This is a genomic window from Novosphingobium sp., from assembly GCF_031424035.1.
GTDB lineage: Bacteria > Pseudomonadota > Alphaproteobacteria > Sphingomonadales > Sphingomonadaceae > Novosphingobium.
Genome location: NZ_JANPGP010000016.1, coordinates 1 through 21,267 on the forward strand (window position 1 = coordinate 1; position 21,267 = coordinate 21,267).

Genomic DNA, 21,267 nt, shown 5'->3' on the forward strand with positions numbered 1-21,267 from the left:
AGGCCGTCATCCGAACCGCCCTTTACCGTCATGCTGCCGGTGTAGAGCAGGTTGCCCGCACCGGTGCTGGCCATTTCCACGCCGACGGTGCCGCCGGTAATGCTGCCCGAACCGGTCACCGTGGCATTGCCATCGACCACCTTCGACACCAGACCCTGGAGCGCCTTGCCCGTGATCGTGCCGTTGTTCAGCGTATAGTTGGTGCCTGTGGTCGTCGCCACCTGGCGAACACCGATGTTGTCGCCCTCGATCAAGCCGAAGTTATTGACCGTGTTGGAACCCGATGCCGTCAACTGGTCGACGCCGATCAGCGGATCGATCGACCCGGTCGCACTGACATTGAGGACGTTCGCGCCGCTAATCGAGGTCTGCTTGACGCCTGTGCCGCCCGCCGCGACTAGAACTGCGCCATTGACGTTCACCGTTGCCGTGCCGGTCGATGACGCCAGGTTGGTCAGGATGCCCGTATTGACAGCGTTGATCGTAGTGCCAGCGCGCTGTGTGACATCGATATTAGCTGCACTTGCGCCAACATGGCTCGTGGATGCTTCGATGCCGACGTTGGCGGTGCCGGTCACGTTGGACGCGACGACGGTCGTATTTCCGGTGCCGCTGTTCAGCGCACGGATGCCTGACGCGCCCTTGACGTCCTGCGTGACATCGACGGAGATGTTGCTGGTTGCCGCATTCGAGAGGACACGTGCCCCAACAGCGCTTGCGCTGGTGCTATCGATGGTTCCCGCACCGGTGCCGGTTACAGTTACTGTGCCTGTCTGGGAATCAGCCAGAATCGCGTTCGAAACTGAGAACGAACTGCCGGTCAGGTTGACCGTTGCATTGCCACCGACGGCTTGAGTCTGGATGCCGAAGAAGCGGGCGCGATCGGTTGATGATCCCACATTTCCGTTCACCGTGACGGAGACATTACCGTCATTGCCGAAAGCAAGGGCACCGACACCGTTCGGCATGGTGTTTGGTCCACCCGTCGAACTGGTAACGTTTCCATTCACAGTGACGTTGATATCGCCGCCAAATGCGCCTTGCGTGTTGCCCACGACGCCCCATTGACCGACGTTTGCGCTCGACGCACTGACATCATTTGCCGTGACCGTTACCGTGTTCTGCGCAGACGTGCCCGTGTTGGCGAAAACGCGAGCGAAAATGCCGTTCAATCCGCCATTTACGGTTCCTTGCGCATCAACATTTATTCCGGCTCCACCCTGGAGAACCTGCGCAACCACACCTCCTGTCGAACCGTTGATCGTCGATCCCGAAGTCTGGGTGAAGTCGATCCCGCCGCTTTTCGACTGCATCAGCACGCCATCGCCTGCAGCAGTGATGTTGCCACCAACGTTGACCGTCGTCAGCCCGGTCGAATTCGTCATGTTGGTAACGATACCACTGCCGCCGCTGCCGATTGCGTTGCCCGCAAGGAAGGAAACGTCGATCGTTCCGGCGTTGGCCGTTGCATTGGTGTTGGTGGCACTGATGCCATTGCCGGTTGTATTGGTGATGTTGCCATCAGCCTTGACCGTAATGTCGCCACTACCGGCAGTAGCCGCGCTGATGCCGGTAGTGCCGGACTTGATATCCTGCTGGACATCGATACCTATATTGCCAGTGTTCGACCCAGCCGTGATGGCTGCAAGAACGCCCTCGGTGCCCGAGGTGATGGTGCCTGCGCCGGTGCCGGTGATGTCCACGCCGCCATTCGCGCCGTTAACCGTGCCGGAAATGCCGCGACCGGCCGTGCCGGTTACGTTGCCAGCAGCATCAATGTCGATCGCGCCGCCCGACGTAGCGGCGAGAATGCCGTTGGTTCCGCCGGAAACCCCGCCCTTGCTGTTGACCGTCAGGTTGCCGAACACAGTCGTGGCATTAATGCCATTGGCGCCGCCCGATACTGTGCCGACGTTCGCTATCGAAATCGTGCCAGTGCTGTTGGTGTTTGCAACAATGCCATCGCCGGTTCCGCCCGAAACTGTCGAGGCTGGATTGATCGTGATATTGCCGGTGCCCGACGTGGCGCTGATGCCGTCGATTCCGCCCTTGACCGCGCCAACACCGAGGATGTCAATGTTGCTCGTGCCCGAGTTGGCAATTATACCGGTGCCAGCGGTGCCTTCAAACGTGCCCGCGCCGGTGACGGTCACCGTTGCCGTATTTGACTGCGCATAAACGCCATGCACGGCACCGGTGATGCTGCCGTTGCTGGTTACAGTCACCGCTCCGTCAATTGCCTGAGCGTCGACGCCGATGCCGCCGCCATAAATCTTGCCGCTGGCCGTCACATCGACCGTGCCGGCGCCCTTGTTGTGAGCATAGACGCCATAGCTGGCCGTGCCCGAGGCGTCTGCGGCTGTAACGTTGATCGCGCCGCCGCTGGAAGTGGCGTTGATGCCGGTAGTTCCGCCGCTGACACTGCCCTTGGCATCAACAGTCAGGTCGCCAAAGACAGTGCTGGCGTTGATACCATTGGTGCCGCCCGAAATGGCCGTAGTGGTGGTGATAGCAATCTTGCCATTGCTGTTGGTCACCGCGGCGATGCCATTACCCGTGCCGCCCGAAGCGGTCGAGGCTGGATTGATCGTGATATTGCCGGTGCCCGACGTGGCGCTGATGCCGTCGATCCCGCCCTTGACCGCGCCAACACCGAGGATGTCAATGTTGCTCGTGCCCGAGTTGGCAATTATACCGGTGCCAGCGGTGCCTTCAAACGTGCCCGCGCCGGTTACGGTCACCGTTGCCGTATTTGACTGCGCATAAACGCCATGCACGGCACCGGTGATGCTGCCGTTGCTGGTTACAGTCACTGCGCCATCAATTGCCTGAGCGTCGACGCCGATGCCGCCGCCAAAGACCTTGCCGTCAGCGGTGACATCGACAGTGCCTGTGCCCTTGTTGTGCGCAAAGATGCCATAGCTGGCTGTGCCCGATGCATCAGCTGCCGTAACGTCAATCGCGCCACCATTGGATGTGGCGTTGATGCCAGTAGTTCCGCCGATCACGCTACCCTTGGCATCAATAGTGAGGTCGCCATTGACAGTGCTGGCGCTGATGCCACTGGTCCCGCCCGAAATGGCCGTAGTAGTGGTGATCTGCGTCGTGCCATTGCCGTTCGTGGACGCAGCAATGCCGTTGCCGGTTGCCCCTGAAACAGTCGACCCCGGATTGACCGTGATGTTGCCCGAACCGGAAGTGGCACTGATGCCATCAATGGCGCCCTTGACCGTCCCAACACCGAGAATGTCGATGTTGCTTGTGCCCGAGTTGGCGATGATGCCAGTGCCGGCGGTGCCTTCGAACGAGCCTGCGCCGGTGACGGTCACGGTTCCCTTATTCGACTGGGCATAAACGCCGTGCACACCGCCGGTGATGCTGCCGTTGCTGGTTACGGTGACAGCACCGTCAATTGCCTGCGCGTCGACGCCGATGCCGCCGCCCGACAGCGAACCATTGGCGGTGACACCGACCGAACCCGCGCCATTCGTATGGGCAAAGACGCCATAAGAGCTCGCGCCGCTGACGTCGTTAACGGCGATATCAATTGCACCGCCGTTCGATGTGGCATGAACTGCGGAGCCTGCGCTGCTGTTGATCGTGCCGGTAGAATCGACGTCGAGAATCCCAGCTCCGCTGGCTGCCAACCGCACGCCGAAGTTGTCGCCTTCGATGAGACCTGCATTGGTTACAGCAAGGGTGCCGCTTACGGTGGCAAGGTCGACGCCGATCAACGGATCAATTTTGCCAGCCGATGCCACGTTAACGGTGATATTGCCCACCGTCGACGTACCTTTGACGCCCGTACCGACGGCGACAATCGCACCGTTGACGTTAATCGTGGTTGCACCGGTTGAAGACCCACTATCAGTTACGATACCGTCAGCAGCGGAATTCAAGGTTGTGAGCGGGTTATGGTTGACATTGATCGTGCCGGCATTTGCTCCGGCGGTGGTGTTTGTTACCGTGATGCCATCGCCACTGCTTGACGTGAGATTACCACTGTAAACGCTGACATCTGCACCATTGCCAGCTTCGATATGGATGCCTTCAGAGCCGGTTGTTGTACCGCTGAGGTTGATTGAAACATCGTCACCGGAAGAGATATTAACGCCGACACCCAAACCGCCGGAAATCGACGCCAATGTGCTGACAGAAATCTTGCCGGTGCTGCTCGTCAGACTAATACCGCCATTGCTGCTGCTGAAGGCAGATGCAAAGTTGGCATTGGTGATCGAGATTTCCCCGCTGGTGCTCGTGGCGGTGATAGCCGGGCCCGTACCGCCAAGAACCTGACCCTCAAGCGCGAGATGCGTCGACCCAGCGCCCGCAACCTTCGAGATGATCCCGGAAGTGGCCCCGGAAATAGTCGACGTGCTACCTTGCGTGATGTCGATGCTGCCCGCACCGGTCACGTTCAAAACCAACCCAGCGGCAAGCGATGATTTGAGATTGCCGTTAATTCCGCTGCCGAAGGGAGTAACCGAAACAATGTTGCCGGTATTGATGACGAACAGCGCGGTGCCGTTATTCAGTCCGCCGTTGCCACCAGCAACAGAGGACGTAATCGATGACGTCGAATCGATAGCGACGCCGAAAGTGGGGGAGTCGATGTTGGTATGGAGACCCGTCGCTGCAAAGCGAGTCTCGCCGTCGACGTAGGTGTTGCTGCTCCATCCGCCGCTAAGGCCGTTGGTCGTGGATGGTCCCGTTGTCCCACTGCAGAGGAGGTCCAGGCCAGTTACCGGATCCGGCTCACGTACGCAATTTGCCAAAGCTGGTGCCGTCAGGACGAACAGGCCGGTGGTTGCAGCAAAGGCGCCCATGGTCACGCGCAAGGCGCGATGGCTGGCTCCGCTTTCGAACAGTCGACGTGCCTTTGCGGCAAAGGTGGACGAATTTTGACGATCGATTCGCGCGCGCAGCATCAGTTCTGCTCCCATAAGGCAGGCTAAAAACAGTGTGCGACCAGTATCTTATAGTTAAAATCGCCCAGCTTCCCCAGCCGGTACGACCCAGATTTGCTAGAAGCTTCCCCCAAGCGAGTCAACGAGACGCTTTATTCGAGCAGGAGCGCCGCTCCGGTTATCCCCAAAATCGAATTGGGCAGATGTTCAGCCACCAAGGCCTTGAGCGCATTCGCTTCTGTCACCGCAGCGCCGTCGCGCGCAAAATTCAAAATACCATCCTGGGCAGCTTCGAGCAGCGCTTCTTCGAGGTCCTTGGTGTCATGTGCGCCATCCATCAGCGGCAAAAGAACCAGCGCCCCCGCATCGAGCGCCACGGATTCATGGCGAGCATTCGTGGTATACGCCGTTCCGGCTTCGGCATCGGCGCGTGCGACCGGGCTTGCGACCGGTTTGTCGCCCGGCTTGGTCGAACAGCCCACGGGCTCGCTTTGCAGAAACAGCATGCCAGACATTGCCATGCGGTAAAGGGCGTCGCGCATTTCGGCGCGGGCCTGATCGTCGGCGCCGTCCGTCAGCGAATCCAGCGAGCTTGAACCCGGATGGTTGGCGGTCATCTTCTCGAACATCATTCCGACATTGGTGAAGGTCGAAGTAATCGAGCGGCCATCGGCCAGCGAGAAAGTCGTGATATCGCCATCGCGCTTCAGCACGCCGTTGGATGGCAGGACGAAGTGCAGGCGCTCGATCGATTCCGGCGTCAGCGCGCGGTTGACCCCGCCCATGCGTTCGCCGGCAATCAGCAGCGATTGGCGGAACGTCCGTCCGGTCAGGATGTCGAGCCACTGCTCGGATGCCACCAGATCAGTGCCGCCGCGCGCACGCAGGCCCTCGGCAAGTTCGCTGCCGTAGTTTTCAGCGATCATCGATGAGAATTCGCACTCGCCCAGATAGCCAAGGCCATGAACGCCTGCCGCATTGGCAAAATCGCGGACGAGGCAGGGATCGTTGCATTCCTCAAGGAATTCGTGGGCAATGTAGTCGTTCGGAAGGTTCGCAAGCCGCTGCGACCAGTTGCGGATCGTTTCACCGTAAGGTCCCTTGTCCGGCGAGGACTTGGCCATGAACGTCAGCATCTCGCGTGCCATCGCAACGCGGCCGAGGCTGTCCACGCCATCGGGAACGGCCAGCATGAAGGCATCGCGCAGCGGCTGCATCATGCGCCATCCAGGCAAGACGTTGTAGCTGACGCAGGCGATGCCGACGGGCGAAAGCCGCGCCCGGATCACTTTCATGATTGCGTCCTGCACCTGCGGCGGAACCCACGAATAGACGCCGTGGCAGATGATATAGTCGAACGCGCCAAGCTCTTCGCCGATCTCGGTAAAGCTCTTGCACAGAATCTCGATATTCTCGAGGCCCATGGCCTTGATCCGCGAACGGCCGGCAGCGACCTGCGTGCGGGCAAGGTCGACGCCAACGAATTCCGCCTTGGGATAACGCGCGGCGTGGGGGATGATGTTGCCGCCAGCGGCGCAGCCCAGTTCGAGCACGCGCGCGGTTTCCAGCGGCGCGGCTTCCAGGCCGAACAGCTGCGCCATGGCGCCCAGCCGGGCAGGCTGGCTCATCGGAAAGGGTTTTGATTCATAGGGAAGCAGGTCGTACTTCAGAGCAGTACGAGCAATGATTGCTTCAAGATCGCCCGCGTCCTTGGTCTTCGTCGCCATTTCAAATGCCCCCGGTAAAATCGCTCAAAGCGCGTTACCTAGTGTTACTTGCGGGGGATCGTCAAACACTGGTTTTATGACAGGACTATCGAACCGGCCTTCTTGCTGGCTGGATACCGTGACCCATCGACGAAGCTGTGTGCGGTTTTGAAGAAGTGGTGCCGGGGACGGAATCGAATTCGACAATTAATGTATTGAAACCATCAATTAAATTTTGCAGAAATCGAAATGATACCCTCAAAAATACCCTCAGATTTCGATTGTTCGGGGGTTCGATGCCAATTTGCGATGAGCCGTGCAAATCTGTCGATGAGGTGAGGATTTTTTGACCATTTCGAGATTGCTCAATTGGGCGGACGAAAGCTCGATTAGCAGGCCATAGTCGCTCATCTCGCGGTCGTCGAGTAGGGCCATTTCTAAGTGTCTTGGCTACGTCAGCGAGCCGTCATCTGACAGAGCGCCGATCCAGTCGATGCGCAGGCGATCGAAGCCGGAAACTACACCTTCCGCGATGACCTTGCTCCCGACAAGGTCATCTCCGCTTTCGTCGCGCTCGAGGATCCAAACTTCATCCTCGTTTGTGGTCAGGATCAAGCCGCGTTGGCCGTGGCTCAAAATACCGACCACGCGTTTGCGTGAGCTACTCAAATCAGACCTCTTCATTGTCAGAATCGCCAACGGTTGAGCACATCCCGGACGTAGCCAGGAGTTTCGCCGTTGAGCGGGATGCCTCCGGAGCGTTCTACGGCGCCGGGGCCAGCGTTGTAGGCGGCCACCGCGAGGTGAACCACCCCAAACTTGTCGAGCATCTGCCGCAGGTAGCGCGCGGCTCCCAGGAGGTTTTCCTTGGGGTCGAAGCGATTGGAGACTCCGAGGTCACGCGCGGTTCCAGGCATTAATTGACCAAGCCCAGCCGCTCCGGCTCGGCTGACGGCGACAGGATTGTACCGCGATTCGGTCCAGATGAGCGCGTCGAGCAGCCCCGAAGGCAGAGAAAACTGTGCCTCAGCGGCATAGACGTGCGGAAGGTACACTGCCCTCCTGAAGCTTGTCCCTCCTTTGCTGGCACTTGGGTTCGGCCTACGGGCGTAGAACGAGTTAGACCGGGGAGGAGGCAGCACAGCAATGGCTGGTTCGGGCGTCGAAGCTTGCCACACACCGTGCGTCACCAATTGGAACCCATCGGTCTGCTCTTCGACGCGAAACCCAATGGTTCGAGGTTCCTGGCTTTCGGGCGGTGTGGCTACTTGCTCTTGGGCAAATGCAGGGGGGCAGTTGCAAAAGCTTGCTGCCACTAAGGCCAAGCCAACGAATTTCAGTCTCATCGTCGATTCCTTCTCTAGCCGAATCGCGTGAGAACATATAAAGAACATAGACTGTAGGAAAACGCATTGTAATGGGCGCAGAGCGGAGGCTGCGCGGTGGAGGCATGTTGGACTGGAGATAGCCCATGCCCCGTACCCGAGTGCCGGAACGCCTGGAAAAGCGTGCCCGAGAAATTGTCGAAGCCCTTGATGGCACCTGGTCGCGTTCGCGCGGCATGTGCTGCTGCCCTGCGCATGACGATCGGACGCCGTCGCTGAGCGTCACCATCGGCGTCCGCGCGATCCTGTTCCACTGCTTTGCCGGGTGCTCGAATGAGGCGGTCCTGGCGAGCCTGGGCCGGATCGGTGTCAAAGCTGCCGAACTCTTCGACGGAAGAGGGGAGCCGATCCCTCCGCGGACCCGGGACGAAGTGGCTAACCATAACGCCCTCAGGCTGTGGCGGGCAGCCTCGGCCCTGACGGATGGCCCGGCACAAGCCTATCTTGCGGGCCGCCAGATCAGGATATCGTCGCCCGACCTGCGCTACCACGCTCGTACACCGCTTGGCCCTAAGGGATCGGTTCGGTTTCTGCCTGCCATGCTCGCCGCTGTTCGCAACGACGAGGGCATACTGGCACTTCACCGGACATTCCTTGAGCCGAAAACTTCCAGCCTGGCGCGTTTCGATGGCCCCAAGCGCGCGCTGGGCAGCCTTGGCTCGGGCACGGTGCGGTTGGCCATGCCGCGCGGCGGCAGGCTCGGCCTTGCTGAGGGCATTGAAAGTGCACTTTCAGCCCAGCAGCTCTTTGGGATCCCGTGTTGGGCGACACTCGGCAATGAGCGGTTTGGCCTGGTGACCATTCCTGAAAGCGTGCGCGAACTCCACCTGTTCATCGATCACGATGCCGGCGGCAACCTCGCCGAAGAGCGCGCCCGCGAGGCTTATCAATGTGAGGGTCGCCGGATCGTGCCGAGGCGCCCCGGGGAGGAAGGCGATGACTGGAACGATGTTCTGACGGCGCGAGCCATGGCGGGCGCCTGAGCAGGTCCAGAGGAGAGTGGGCTTTGGGGCTTTTGAGGCCTGCAAACGGATTGGGTCTCGTCAGGAGGTCCCATGTCCAATTTGTCACCCGCGTTTGCCTTTCCAAACTCACCCGAGCCTTTGGTCCTTACGGTAGCAAGATCGCTCGCAGCCCGCCTTGATGTCGGCGAGGTCATCACGCGTCCCATCCTCAACTCCGTTCTGACTGAGCAGTTCGGCGGCAGCGATGCTGATGCCCGCTGGTCGGTCCGCGATGCCCATGCCGCGCTCGAACTCGCGCAAGTCCTCTGGTTGCAGGATAGCTCGAAGCTCAGTCCTTCATCACCGCCCGAAACAGCCAGGGACGTGTTTGACCGGCTCGAAGCCCAGTTGCCGAGCCAGACTGTGCGAAGCGAAGAGCAAATCGAACTGCAACAGTTCGCCACACCGCCACACCTCGCCTGGCTTGCCGCACGCGCTTGCGCCTTCGGCGCCTCCGAGGTGGCGCTCGAGCCATCGGCTGGCACGGGGATGCTGGCTGTGTGGGCCGAGTCTGGTGGCGCGCGGCTTGCCTTGAACGAAATCTCGCCGCTCCGCCGTGAATGCCTTGCCAACCTGTTTCCGCAAGCCACGCTTTCCGGCCATGATGGCGAGCTGATCGACGAATTGCTCGATCCCAATCTTGCCCCCAGCGTCGTCCTGATGAACCCGCCCTATTCGCATGGGGTGGAGCGCGGGGCTGATGGGCGAACGGGCGGTTGGCACCTGCGCTCGGCCTGGAAGCGGCTAACGGCAGGCGGCAGGCTCGTTGCTGTGATGCCCGAGTGGTTCGATCTGCATCGCTTTGTTTCAGGCGCAGCCGCCCCTATCGCTGTGCGCCTCAATGCCCGGATCGAACGCGCTTTCGTGCGCTCGGGCACCTCGATCACGACCAGGCTTATCGTCCTCGACAAGACCCTGCCGAGCAATGATCCCGTTGCGGCGACCACATTCACGCTTTCCGAGCTGTGTGATCTCATCGACACCCTTCCGCTAAGGGAGACTGCCCAATTCCCGGCGGCGATGCCTACGAGGCCGCAGGGAGCTCTGCTGAGCCTTGTAACTGCGGGGAGCAGGCTGCGTCCTGTGCCACCTGCTCGCGCAGGCGCCTCGACGGGCTTTGTCCCGTGCACCTTCGAGGCGTTGGCCGAACCAGCGCCGATCGCCGAGCAGGTCGGGCATTATCTGCCCTATCGGCCAAGCCGCATTTTGATCCCGGATGCCGCCGATCATCCAACGCCCTTGGTCGAGTCCGTAGCCATGGGTTCGATCACCGCGCCAATCCCGACACAAGTGCCCTGGCTGCCTTCTGGCCTTATCGCCAAGGGACTGCTCTCTTCGGCGCAGGCGGAAACACTGATCTATGCGGCCAATGCTCATGCGCGCGATCTTCCGGGCAGGTTCGCGCCGGAAGACAAAGGCTGCATCCTCAAACCCAGCGCCGAAGGTCATGCCTATCGTATGGGATACTTCCTCGGCGACGGTACCGGGGCTGGGAAGGGGCGCCAGGTCGCCAGCGTCATTCTCGACCGATGGGTGCGCGGTGAGAAACGCCACATCTGGATATCCAAGAATGAAGCCCTGCTGGAGGATGCACGGCGCGACTGGTTGGCCCTGGGAGGCCTGCCCATCGACATTCAGCCGCTCGGTCAATGGAAGCTCGGCACGAAGGTTTCGATGCGCGAAGGTATTCTCTTCGTCACCTATCCGACCCTGCGCTCCGGCAGGAGCGATGCGACGCGTCTCGACCAGATCATCGAATGGGCGGGCGAACATTTCGACGGGCTGATCGTCTTCGATGAAGCGCACGCCATGGCCAATGCCGCTGGGGGTGAGGGTTCGCGTGGCCGTGTCAAAGGTTCGGAACAGGGCATCGCCGGCGTTCGCCTGCAGAACCTGCTGCCCCGCGCCCGGGTGCTCTACGCCTCAGCGACCGGTGCGTCGGACGTCAACAACCTCGCCTATGCAACGCGCCTGGGACTCTGGGGGCCGGAGACCGCCTTTGCCAACCGCGAAACTTTCGTGGCCGATATCCGTGATGGCGGTATCGCTGCAATGGAACTGGTCGCGCGCGATCTCAAATCACTCGGCCTCTACACGGCGCGCGCCTTGTCTTTCGCGGGCGTCGAATACGACATTCTCGAGCATTGCCTCACAGAGGACCAGATCGCGGTCTACGATGCCTACGCCGAGGCCTGGGCGGTTATCCATACCAATCTGCGCGAGGCGCTCGAGGAAACCCGCATCGTCGATCAGGACAGCGGCAACACGCTCAACAGCGGTGCCAAGTCGGCCGCGCTGTCGATTTTCGAGGGAACCAAGCAGCGCTTCTTTGCCCAGCTCCTCCTCTCGATGAAGTTGCCGAGCCTGATACCGGCAATCGACGCGGCGCTAGCGGATGGACATGCCGCGGTCGTCCAGCTGGTTTCGACCGCTGAGGCCATGCTCGATCGCCGCCTTGCTGATCTTTCCGATGAGGAACGCGAAGACCTGGAAATCGATCTCAGTCCCCGCGACTACGTGATCGATTATCTCGCCAAGAGCTTCCCCGTGCGGCTTATGGCGGTGTTCACCGACGAGAATGGCAATCCCCGTTCCGAACCCATGGTCGACGAGCAGGGGCAGCCGGTCCTGTGCCGCTCGGCACTTGCCGCGCGCGACCGGATGATCGAGCAGCTGTGCGCTCTCCCGCCGATAGCAACTGCGCTCGATGCGATCATTGAGCGCTTCGGGGTCGATGCGGTCGCCGAAGTGACCGGTCGCAGCCGGCGCCTTATCATTGGACGTGATGGTCGGCAGAAGCTCCAGTCGCGCAGTCCGCGCGCCAACATCGCCGAGACCCAGGCCTTCATGGATGGCAGCAAGCGCATCCTGGTCTTTTCCGATGCCGGTGGCACGGGGCGCAGCTACCATGCTGACCTTTCCGTCCGGAACCAGGCAAGGCGCGTCCATTTCCTTCTGGAGCCTGGCTGGAGGGCGGATGCCGCCATCCAGGGGCTTGGTCGCACCAACCGCACAAATCAGGCTTCTGCGCCCTTGTTCCGGCCGGTCACGACCGACGTTCGCGGCGAACGCCGGTTCATCTCGACGATTGCCCGGCGGCTTGACAGCCTCGGTGCGCTGACCCGTGGCCAACGCCAGACTGGCGGTCAAAACCTCTTCGATCCCTCGGACAACCTCGAAAGCTCTTATGCCAGGGAAGCGCTGAACCGCTGGTTCGGGCTTCTGTTCATGGGCAAACTCGAGGCTGTCGGCCTGTCCAGGTTTCAGGACCTGACCGGGCTAAGGATTGAGGGTGCTGACGGGAGTTTGGTAGACGATCTGCCGTCGATCCAGCGCTGGCTCAATCGCATCCTGGCGCTGCCGATCGCGCTGCAAAACGCGATCTTCGACGAGTTCATCTCCCTGGTTGAGGCACGGGTCGATGCCGCACGGCAAGCTGGAACCCTCGATCTTGGCGTTGAGACGATCGCGGTCGAAAGCTTCGAAGTCATCTCCGATACGCTGCTGCGAACCGATGCCACGTCCGGAGCGACCACGCATCTGCTGGAGCTGGAGATTGCCCGGGCTCTGAAGCCGCTGACGCTCAAACGGCTCGGCGAACACTTTGGTCTCGACATCGCGCGGCATCGCCTGATGCATAACGCCCGGTCCGGCCGTGTCGCTCTGCTGGTCCCGGCGCGCAGCCTGCTCTCTGACGAGGGCACACGCATCGCTCGTTTTGAGATGATCCGCCCGCTCAAGCGCACGCATATTCCCGCAGAGCAACTCGCCGAGGGCAGCTGGGAGGTGATCGAACAGCCGGAGTTCGAACGCCTGTGGCAGGCCGAGGTCGATGAGGCGACGTCAAGCTGCAAGCGTGAACGGCTTCACTTGGCTACCGGGCTGCTCCTGCCTGTCTGGGACAAGCTGCCTTCGGACTACGTCCGGATCAGCCGGATCGCGGCAAAGGATGGGAGTTCGCTCCTTGGCCGAGAAGTACCGGTCCATAGTGTGCCCGACCTGTGCCGTACGCTTGGCCTTGAGGAGGCCAGCGTCTTGTCTGCCGAAGATATCGTGCAGGCTGTCATGCGATCGGGTCGCCCGATGGAAGTGCGGGGCAGGGAGGCGCTGACCCTCAAGCGAAGCCTCGTCAACGGCGCGCAGCGACTTGAGCTTGCTGGTTGGTCGGCCGCTCGGCTCGACTGGTACAAGGCTCAGGGCTGCTTCACGGAAATCATCCGGTATCAGACGCGCCTGTTTGTGCCCACGGACCAGGCGAACGCGATCTTGGCCCGTCTTACCCGGTAGATCCGCTGCGATGACGGATCAGGCGGCGATCTTTTCGACCTTGATGTCCTTTTCGTGGCGGCGAGCCTCGGCAAGGTCGTGCGCCGCCTGCATCCGCAGCAGACTGTCTGCCCTGAGGCCGAAAGCCTTTTCAAACCGGATCGCCATCTCGGCCGAGATGCCGGCCCGGCCATTGAGCAGGCTGCTCATCGCCTGGCGCGAGACACCGAGCTTCTCGGCTGCGGCCGAAACCGTCAGGCCATGCGGCTCGACGATCTCAGTGCGCAGCCAGACACCGGCATGAACCGCAAAGCTGGGGTGAAGCTTGATAGCCATCAGTGATAATCCTCCAGATCCAGATCCTCGATGGCGTTCGCCGCGTTGATCCGGAATGTCATTCGCCAGTTGCGCGTCACGGTCAGGGAGCAGGTGCCAGCCCTGTCCCCGCTCAGCAGATGCGCGCCGAAATTTGGCGGCACCAGAAGTTCGTCAGCCACCTCGATTACTGACAGCCAGGCGAGCATATTGCGAAGGCGCGCCACCAGATTTCCTGGCAATCCCTTGGCCTTGCCGGTTTCGGCAAAGTTCCGCAGCGCCTTGTGCGAGATGCTCTCGATTTCCACGCCGTTTGATACGCAAATTTCTGCCAAGCGTCAAGTGTCGCTTGTCAGATTGAATTTCCCTGAAACTTCGCGATTCGGTGCGATTTGACCCCATTGGGCATGGCCGACTCCAGATTTCGGAGCGTTCGGCCTGTCCAATTACAATTCTGTAATCGCCTCTCTCAAGCGGCATTGCGACCGAAACAGGCAGCGGCCCTGGACCGGTCATTGGCAGGTGATCCCGATACGCAAGAAGAGAGGGGAGGGGGCTTTGCCTTGATGAGCCGATTGGGCGCCGATGGTCGGTCTGCCGGGCTCACAATCAGGAGTGTGTGCCATGATCAGAACGATTCCGTTGAACAAGCTCGTCCGGTCCCCCCGCAATGTTCGCAAGCATTCCGACGCCGCAGCCGATGCTGAACTCGCAGCGAGCATTGCTGCGCTCGGTCTCTTGCAGAACCTCATTGTCCGGCCTGCGGCCAAGGGCAAGTTCGAGGTCGAAGCCGGCGAGCGCCGCCGCCGCGCGATGCTTGCGCTCGCCGACGACAAGGTGCTGCCGCGCGATCATCAGGTGACCTGCCTGGTCCTTGAAGACACGGCGGAAGCTGCGGTCGAGACCAGCCTTGCCGAAAACTTCCATCGCCTCGCGATGAACCCGGCCGACGAAGCCGTTGCCTTTGCCTCGCTGATCGAGGGCGGCACCTCCATCGAAGACGTCGCTCGCCGCTTCGGGCTCACCGTTCGCTTCGTCGAGGGACGCCTGCGCCTGGCCACGCTTGCTCCGGTTGTCTTCGAGGCGCTCGCCGCTGGCGAGATCACGCTCGATCTGGCCAAGGCCTATGGTGCGACCTCGGATCAGGCGATCCAGACGCAGGTCTTCGAGCAGGTATCGTCGGCCTACTACGTCCCCAACCCGGACAGCATCCGGCGCATGGTGCTCGCGGGCACGGTCCGCGGCAACGATCCCAGGGCCCGGCTGGTCGGGCGCGACGCCTATCTCACGGCCGGTGGACGTATCGAGCGGGAACTCTTCGATGACGATGACAGCGAGGCCTGGGCCGACGTTGCTTTGCTTGAAAATCTCGCTTCGGCGAAGATGGATGAACAGGCCAAGGCGCTCGCTGCCGAGCAGGGGCTCGCTTGGGTCAAGCCGACGCTGGATCCATATGCCAGCCACGATCTGGTCGACGGTCTGGTTCGTCTTCCGGCCGAACCCGCGCCGCTGACCGAAGCCGAACTCGCACGGCTCGATGAACTCGACGTGTCCTATGACGAGTATGCCGCGATCCTCGAAGATGAGGACAGCGCCGAAGAAGCCGTGGCTGCTGCCGAGGCAGCGATCGAGGCAATCGAGCGCGAATGCCAGGATATCCGCAGCCGGCCGCCCGTACTGGCGCCTGAACTGAAGGGCGACGCCGGCATGATCCTCACTTTGTCACGCGACGGGACGCCGGTGCTTCAGCCGGTCTTCTACGGCGAGCGCCAGTCCGACGGACCGGATGACCATGATGGTATCGAGGTTATTGCTGGTGGCGGCGATAACGGTCCGCGCCGCGCGGCCCTGTCCAAACGCCTCGTTGATGAACTGGCGATGCAACGCCGTGACGTCCTAGCCCTCCACGTCGCTTCCGATCCCGGCCTTGCGCTGGACCTGCTGGTCTTCACGCTGGCCGATGGCGATACGCTCGACTGGCGTTCGCGCTCGGCGACCACAATCCGCGGCAGCGTGCCAGCGGGACCAATCGTCGGGTTCGAAGCGAAGGATGCGCCCGCAAGCGCGGCGCTCGCTGACTTCAAGAGTGGCCTCGATGAAAGCTGGCGCGCAGGTGAAGACGTCGCCACCCGTTTCGATCGGTTCCGGAGCCTCGGCGACGACACTCGTGCAGCCTGGCTTGGGTTCGTTGTCGGTCGGACGTTCGAGGCCAGTCTCAACATGGCGGGTGACCGGCACATTGCTCTGCAGGATCGCTTGGGCCGCCAGATCGGCATCGACATGGCCCAATGGTGGCGCCCGACGGCGGCGAACTACTTCGACCGCGTGTCGAAGCAGGTCATTCTTGATGCGCTCGCTGACGTCGGCGGACCGGAACTCTCGGCAAGGTTCGCATCGGTCAAGAAGACTGACCTGGCGATGAGCGCCGAGCGAGTGTTCGCCGGGACCTACATTACCGAAGCCGAGGTGCGGGACCGCGCGATAGCCTGGGTTCCGGAGGTGATGCGCTTCGCCGATCCTGCGGAGTCCTTGTCGACAGAACAAGACGAACTCGAGGGCGAAGGTCTGACGCCCATTAGCAGTGCCAACGACGATTCCCCGGCCCCCCGCGAGATGGCTGCCTGACCTCCTCCTGACAGGTCAGTCGTCTCGACCCCTGAAGCGGTCCCTCCCATCTAGGGAGGGGCCGCTTCTTCTTTGAGAGGGGAGGAAGCGTGCTGGGCTTCGCACCGGAGGCAGGCGGATTTGCCTGTCGGCTAGATCAGGAGAACCCACATGACCAGACAGAGATTTCGCGGTGATGCTCAATCGCCGGCAACCCGCATCACGCAGGAGATCATCGCGCGCCTAGAGGCAGGCACGAAGCCTTGGATCAAACCATGGCGCGGCGTCCCTGTTTCGCGCCCCTTGCGTGCTTGCGGAACGCCCTATCGCGGCATGAACGTGTTCTGGCTGTGGATGGTCGCCGACATGTGCGGCTATGCGTCTTCTTACTGGATGACCTACAACCAGGCCCAGAAGCTCGGTGCGCAGGTCCGCAAGGGCGAGAAATCGACCATCGCCATCTTCTACAAGAGCTATACCAAGGAGGTCGAAGCCCCCGATACGGGACAAACCAGCGAGGAAGCCCGCCGCGTCCTGAAGGCCTATCCGGTCTTCAACGCTGACCAGGTCGAGAATCTTCCGGAGCGCTTCCACCCTGCCGCAACGCTTGACCTGGTAGAGCCCGAAGGCCGCGAGCTGGAACTCGACGCTTTCTTTGGAGCGCTCCCGGCAGTGCTCCGTCATCAGGGGGATGAGGCTTACTACGAGCCGACTGCCGACCGCATCACCATGCCGCCTGCGCACCTGTTTTCCGGCTTCGATCATTACTATGCGACGCTTGCGCACGAGCTCTCGCACTGGACCGGCCATGCCAGCCGATTGGACCGGGATCTCAAGAACCGTTTCGGCACCGCTGCCTATGCGGCCGAGGAACTGATCGCCGAGCTTTCCAGCGCGATGCTGGGTGCTGAACTTGGTCTTCCGGTTGCACATCTCGACAGCCACGCCAGCTATATTGGCCATTGGCTCAAGCTGCTGAAGGAGGACGACCGCGCCATCCTCACGGCTGCCGCCAAGGCCGAGGAGGCCTCAAGTCTGCTGCTCAAGCTTGGCGGTCGCGGCATCGCCGACATCGACGAGGCCAGCGCCGCCGCGCTGGCTGCCTGAGGGAGGGCGCTATGGGCCGCTCGGTCAGCTACCCTTCGGGCAGCATAGTCGCGTTCACCGTGCTTGAGGTCGAGGATTCCGATGACTGGGAATTCGAGTACGAGTGGTTGCGGGACGATCTCAGGCAACGCGTAGCCGGTGCCTTTCCGTCGCTGGTGGCGCACGATGGATGGCGCGGACGAGAGGATCGCATCCTCATGCGCAACGCCTATGCCGATTTCGGTGTCTCGATCTACGGAAGCCTTGTTGCCGTCTGGATCGCCGAACGGGACGATGGATCCTATTGGGATGCCGAATGGCGCACCACCCGTTCGCCCCGGGCGCAGCGCTGGCTCCAGCAGATTGCACCCCGCTTCGATGCGCTATTCGGCGCCTATGACTGCCTCGGGCACATGTCGAATGGTGAAGGCGTCTACCGCAAACGGGCTGCCTGATCTGCCCAGAGACGGTCAGCACGACATGGTCAGCAGTCGTTCCTGACGCGAGTGATCCGAATGGTGCCGCTCATGGCCTGCTCCATGCGAGAGAGGCCCTGGGCCAGCCGGCGGTCCCCGCAACCCGGCTTTGGCAGGCCCGTGTTGGCTTGGCTTTGGGCCAAGCCTGCCCGCGCCGGCCTGCCAAAGCGGGTTCCCCTGCGGTGCGGGGCTCCACCTGAATGCTGGCCCTGACGGGCTCTCGCTGGCGCAGCCATGGATGGCGGCGTCGGCGTCACACCAGTCAGGAGGACATCCCATGCACACGTCATTTTTCGACCAACTCGCAGGTCTCGATCTTGCCGGTTTTTCGATCGGTCCAGCCCCCGTCACCAGCACAGATTTTCCAGTCCGCGAAGCCGTCATTCAGACGCTCGAAGGCGTCTGGTCCGATCTGTTCGCGCTGTTCTCTGGCACCGCGCTCGAAGTCGATGCCGAGGATCTCGGTTGGGCCTTCGTCAATCTGTTCCACCGTTCCGCGCAGCGCAAGTCGACGTCCCTTGATCGTGCCACCGACGAGGTCCGTGCACTCGTCGCCACCGCAGACGGATCGGAAATCCACACGCATGAACTCGAAACCCAGGTCGAACGCGCCCAGTGCGCTGAGAGCGCCATGCTGGCACTTGAAGAGATGCGCGAGGTCGCCGCGGCCCTCTACCTCAACGAATTCGGTTCGTCCTGGAAGCCCGTTTCCAGCTCGCGGTTCAACCATGGTGCCATGCTCACTTCCGCGCTGGTCGAAGGGCGTGATTTCATGCGCGCCCGGGCCGAGGCCAAGCGTCGTGCGGCCATGCCCGAGGGCATGCCGGTCGTCTTCGCTGGTGGCCGTATCCGCCACGCGACCGAGGACGAGGCACTGACCTTTGCCAACAACGTCTGGGCAACCCTCGACAAGGTTCGCGAGCGCGTCGCGGACATGGTGCTGGTCCATGGCGGCGACACGAAGGGCGTCGATCGCCTGGCATCGTCGTGGGCTGAGCGCCGACAGGTCCCTCAGGTCACGTTCTCGCTCGATATGCGGCTAGGTGCCCGTGCGGGCTTCAAGCGCAACGAGCGCATGCTTTCGCTCGACCCGCGTTACGTCATCGCATTCCCGGGCAATGGTGTCCTTGAACGACTGGTAATCGAGGCCAAGACGCGCCGGATCACTGTCGTCGACCGCCGCGGGCCGCTGGGCACCAGCCCCAAGGCTGTTCCCCCAAGCAGCGAATGAGGCCGCAAGCCCATCCGCGCCAGCGCCTCATCGGCGCTGGCGTTGCTGCTGAAGAGGGGAGGCAAGCGCCTTTGTCAGCGGGTCATGCGGATTGATCGCATGGCTGCACAGCACAGGAGGATTATCCATGACCGACTTCAAAGTAGCCTTGGCTGAATTTTCAGCGCGCCAGGCCGAGCGCGAAGCGAAGGCTCAGATCGAGTTACAGCACCTCAAGCTGGCGGTCATTCCAGCCCTACGACAGGCTGCGATCGTGAAAGTCGAGATACGGTTCGACGGGTCCGGAGACAGCGGCGCGGTCGAGGAGATCGTCTGCCTTGATGCTACCGACGCCACGCTCGCTTGTCCCGAAATGGTGCTCGATCCGATCCCGAATGACCGACCGGATGAAGCGGATCTCGCCGATCCCGTGCTGCTGCCAGCGGCTCTGGAATCGCTCGCCTATCTTGCCCTCGAACGCCACCATCCAGGATGGGAAAACAACGATGGTGCGGGTGGACAGCTCGAAATCGATGTTGAGGAAGCGAGCTTCGTGCTCGAATGCAACGTGCGCTTCACCGACTACAACCAGCACTACACTGAGCTGTGAGGGAGGGCGTCATGGCACATTGCTACTATCACGCCCTGTCGTCAGTCCGGAAATGGGGCGGCACGCCCGACGACTATCTGCCTCTGCACCAGTGGTTCGACCAGTCCAAGGCCATCCTCGCAGACCCCCGGCACCGCGCGCTCCGGCACCATGCCGAGGGCATCTTCATGCTGGAAGCCCTGTTCGGGGCGACGATCGTCAATGCCGACGGCCGGACTGTTCCGGTCCGCCTCATCGGCGAGCAGCACGTTCGTGAGGATCTTGGCTCTATCCCCTCCTTTGCCGATTGGGCGCGCCTCATTGCACCGCAGGCCTGGATGCTGAGGGGTCACCATTTGGACGATCCCTTGGCAGAGCTGGCGGACCAGTCTGGCCTCGGCAGTGTGTCGCCGGTTGCCAGGTCTCACCCTGCTGCGGGAAGGTCGGTCAGGGTCGAAATCTGATCGTCGGTTTGCCGGGGCGGTAAGGGACAGCGACGCAGGGCCGAAGCCACAGACTTGAGCATGGTGTCTGCCCATTCATCCAGGCGCCATACCGGCTCTTCGCGAACCTTCCTTGAATCAACCCCCTGTCGTTCGCAACCCGGATCAGGTCCGGCCGTGTTACCGGGCTTTGCCCGGCTGCCCGCACCACCCGAACCGGATCCGGGTTCCCCTTCGGTGCGATCGCCCGGTGGCCGCTTCTTCTGTCAGTTCGCAGCCGGGATGGACCCGGATTGCTCGATCAGGAGGAAACCCATGACCAATCTCGTTATCCTCGTCGGCCGTATCGCCCGCGATCCCGAAACCCGCACCACCACTGGCGGCACCACCATCACCTCGATTTCGGTTGTGACCGACCGTCCCGCCCGCAAGGATGGCAAGACCTACAAGGACGAGAACGGCTACACCGCCAAGGACAGCGAATTCCACCGCGTCACCTGCTTCAACGGCCTCGGCCAGAACGTCGCCAAGTATTGCGGCAAAGGCCAGATGGTGACGGTCGAGGGGCGCATCCACTACACCCAGTGGGAGGACAAGGACGGCGCCAAGCGCTACGGCTGCGAGATTATCGCCGACAAGGTCGACTTCCTCTCGAAGCCGCGCTCAGGCAACAACGAAGATGCGCCGCCGATCGACGAAGACTGAACCCGGCGCCCCCCTGCAAGATGGCCCCGATGGCGCGAGCCACCGGGGCCATTTTTGTGTTGGCTGGCGAAAGCGGCGGCACGCGGGATCGAGCCCCGTGCCGCCGCCTGGTATCACTTGCCCGCTGATACTCGTTCAAGCGCAGCATCGATCCCGATCGCCATCGTCGCCCGCACGAGCTGGCGTAACTTGCCCGGATCGAGCGTTTCCGCGCTGCATTCAATCAGAAGCTTGCCGAGTTCGCCTGCGGCATCCTCGCGCAGCTTGATTTCACGCTGGGCAAGTTCCTCGCGCTGTTCGCGCAGTCGTTTGAGTGTATCGAGCGCACTCGGTTTGGACCTGGCCATAGGGGTTCCTTTTCGTGGCCGTTGGTCCCCTCCGAGGTGACATTTGCCAGCCCGAAGTCCTGTAGGAAAACGGTTTGTGGGGCAGGTCCTGGTGGCACCCGCAAGCGTTGGGAGAGGTCTCTCTCGCAGAAGTCCAATGGTGATGCGGGCTTTGGGGCCGCGTCAAGGACGACGGGGCCCCACCATTTTTACCGGGCAAGCCCGGAAAAAATCGTTGCCCCCAT

General features: G+C 61.8%; 16 protein-coding genes. 9 read left to right on the top strand and 7 right to left on the bottom strand.

The features are described 5' to 3' along the window. From RMO89_RS01970 to RMO89_RS01985, 4 genes are all read right to left on the bottom strand, one after another. The coding region (locus tag RMO89_RS01970; protein WP_310530898.1) for a hypothetical protein at positions 1-4,928 on the bottom strand (4,928 nt) is incomplete at its 3' end. Positions 4,929-5,059: 131 nt separating this feature from the next. Next, positions 5,060-6,634, bottom strand: coding sequence for a class I SAM-dependent methyltransferase (locus RMO89_RS01975; protein WP_310530900.1), 1,575 nt, complete (start codon positions 6,632-6,634; stop codon positions 5,060-5,062). 429 nt (positions 6,635-7,063) lie between these two features. Continuing rightward, a complete protein-coding gene (locus tag RMO89_RS01980) occupies positions 7,064-7,312 on the bottom strand; it encodes a DUF5818 domain-containing protein (protein WP_310530902.1) in 249 nt (82 codons plus the stop codon). Beyond that, positions 7,300-7,959 (bottom strand): lytic transglycosylase domain-containing protein, encoded by a 660-nt coding sequence (locus RMO89_RS01985; protein ID WP_310530903.1) that lies wholly within the window; start codon positions 7,957-7,959, stop codon positions 7,300-7,302. The genes RMO89_RS01980 and RMO89_RS01985 overlap by 13 nt, the downstream gene beginning before the upstream one ends. Before the next feature lie 125 nt (positions 7,960-8,084). Here RMO89_RS01985 and RMO89_RS01990 point away from each other — a divergent pair, with 125 nt between their 5' ends. Both RMO89_RS01990 and RMO89_RS01995 read left to right on the top strand, forming a co-directional pair. After that, positions 8,085-8,981 carry a toprim domain-containing protein gene (locus RMO89_RS01990; RefSeq protein ID WP_310530904.1) on the top strand — a complete coding sequence of 299 codons (897 nt, stop codon included), beginning with the start codon at positions 8,085-8,087 and terminating at the stop codon, positions 8,979-8,981. Between the two features lie 72 nt (positions 8,982-9,053). Beyond that, positions 9,054-13,289 carry a strawberry notch-like NTP hydrolase domain-containing protein gene (locus RMO89_RS01995; RefSeq protein ID WP_310530905.1) on the top strand — a complete coding sequence of 1,412 codons (4,236 nt, stop codon included), beginning with the start codon at positions 9,054-9,056 and terminating at the stop codon, positions 13,287-13,289. Positions 13,290-13,307: 18 nt separating this feature from the next. Here RMO89_RS01995 and RMO89_RS02000 read toward each other — a convergent pair whose 3' ends face one another. Together RMO89_RS02000 and RMO89_RS02005 are read right to left on the bottom strand one after the other, a co-directional pair. Next, complete coding sequence (locus tag RMO89_RS02000; protein WP_096061549.1) at positions 13,308-13,604, bottom strand: HigA family addiction module antitoxin; 297 nt, start codon at positions 13,602-13,604, stop codon at positions 13,308-13,310. Then, positions 13,604-13,891, bottom strand: a complete 288-nt coding sequence (locus tag RMO89_RS02005) for a type II toxin-antitoxin system RelE/ParE family toxin (RefSeq protein ID WP_310530906.1) — start codon at positions 13,889-13,891, stop codon at positions 13,604-13,606. Before RMO89_RS02005 ends, RMO89_RS02000 begins: the two co-directional genes overlap by 1 nt. Positions 13,892-14,207: 316 nt before the next feature. Between RMO89_RS02005 and RMO89_RS02010 the strand changes: the two genes are divergently transcribed. The 7 genes from RMO89_RS02010 (at position 14,208) to RMO89_RS02040 (ending at position 20,696) form a co-directional block, all read left to right on the top strand. Beyond that, positions 14,208-16,208: a ParB/RepB/Spo0J family partition protein gene (locus tag RMO89_RS02010; protein WP_310530907.1), complete on the top strand. Its 2,001-nt coding sequence runs from the start codon at positions 14,208-14,210 to the stop codon at positions 16,206-16,208. Positions 16,209-16,358: 150 nt separating this feature from the next. Then, positions 16,359-17,294 (top strand): zincin-like metallopeptidase domain-containing protein, encoded by a 936-nt coding sequence (locus tag RMO89_RS02015; protein WP_310530908.1) that lies wholly within the window; start codon positions 16,359-16,361, stop codon positions 17,292-17,294. 11 nt (positions 17,295-17,305) lie between these two features. Then, complete coding sequence (locus RMO89_RS02020; protein ID WP_310530910.1) at positions 17,306-17,728, top strand: hypothetical protein; 423 nt, start codon at positions 17,306-17,308, stop codon at positions 17,726-17,728. A gap of 298 nt (positions 17,729-18,026) precedes the next feature. Further along, positions 18,027-18,980, top strand: coding sequence for a DUF2493 domain-containing protein (locus RMO89_RS02025; protein WP_310530912.1), 954 nt, complete (start codon positions 18,027-18,029; stop codon positions 18,978-18,980). 127 nt (positions 18,981-19,107) lie between these two features. Beyond that, complete coding sequence (locus tag RMO89_RS02030; RefSeq protein ID WP_310530913.1) at positions 19,108-19,569, top strand: DUF6878 family protein; 462 nt, start codon at positions 19,108-19,110, stop codon at positions 19,567-19,569. Positions 19,570-19,580: 11 nt separating this feature from the next. Further along, a complete protein-coding gene (locus tag RMO89_RS02035; protein WP_310530914.1) occupies positions 19,581-20,012 on the top strand; it encodes a DUF6915 family protein in 432 nt (143 codons plus the stop codon). A gap of 294 nt (positions 20,013-20,306) precedes the next feature. After that, positions 20,307-20,696, top strand: coding sequence for a single-stranded DNA-binding protein (locus tag RMO89_RS02040; protein ID WP_310530915.1), 390 nt, complete (start codon positions 20,307-20,309; stop codon positions 20,694-20,696). 113 nt (positions 20,697-20,809) lie between these two features. On the opposite strand, the gene RMO89_RS02045 is transcribed toward RMO89_RS02040, so the two are convergent. Further along, positions 20,810-21,043: a DUF6437 family protein gene (locus RMO89_RS02045; protein WP_310530916.1), complete on the bottom strand. Its 234-nt coding sequence runs from the start codon at positions 21,041-21,043 to the stop codon at positions 20,810-20,812. Between the last annotated feature and the right edge of the window lie 224 nt (positions 21,044-21,267).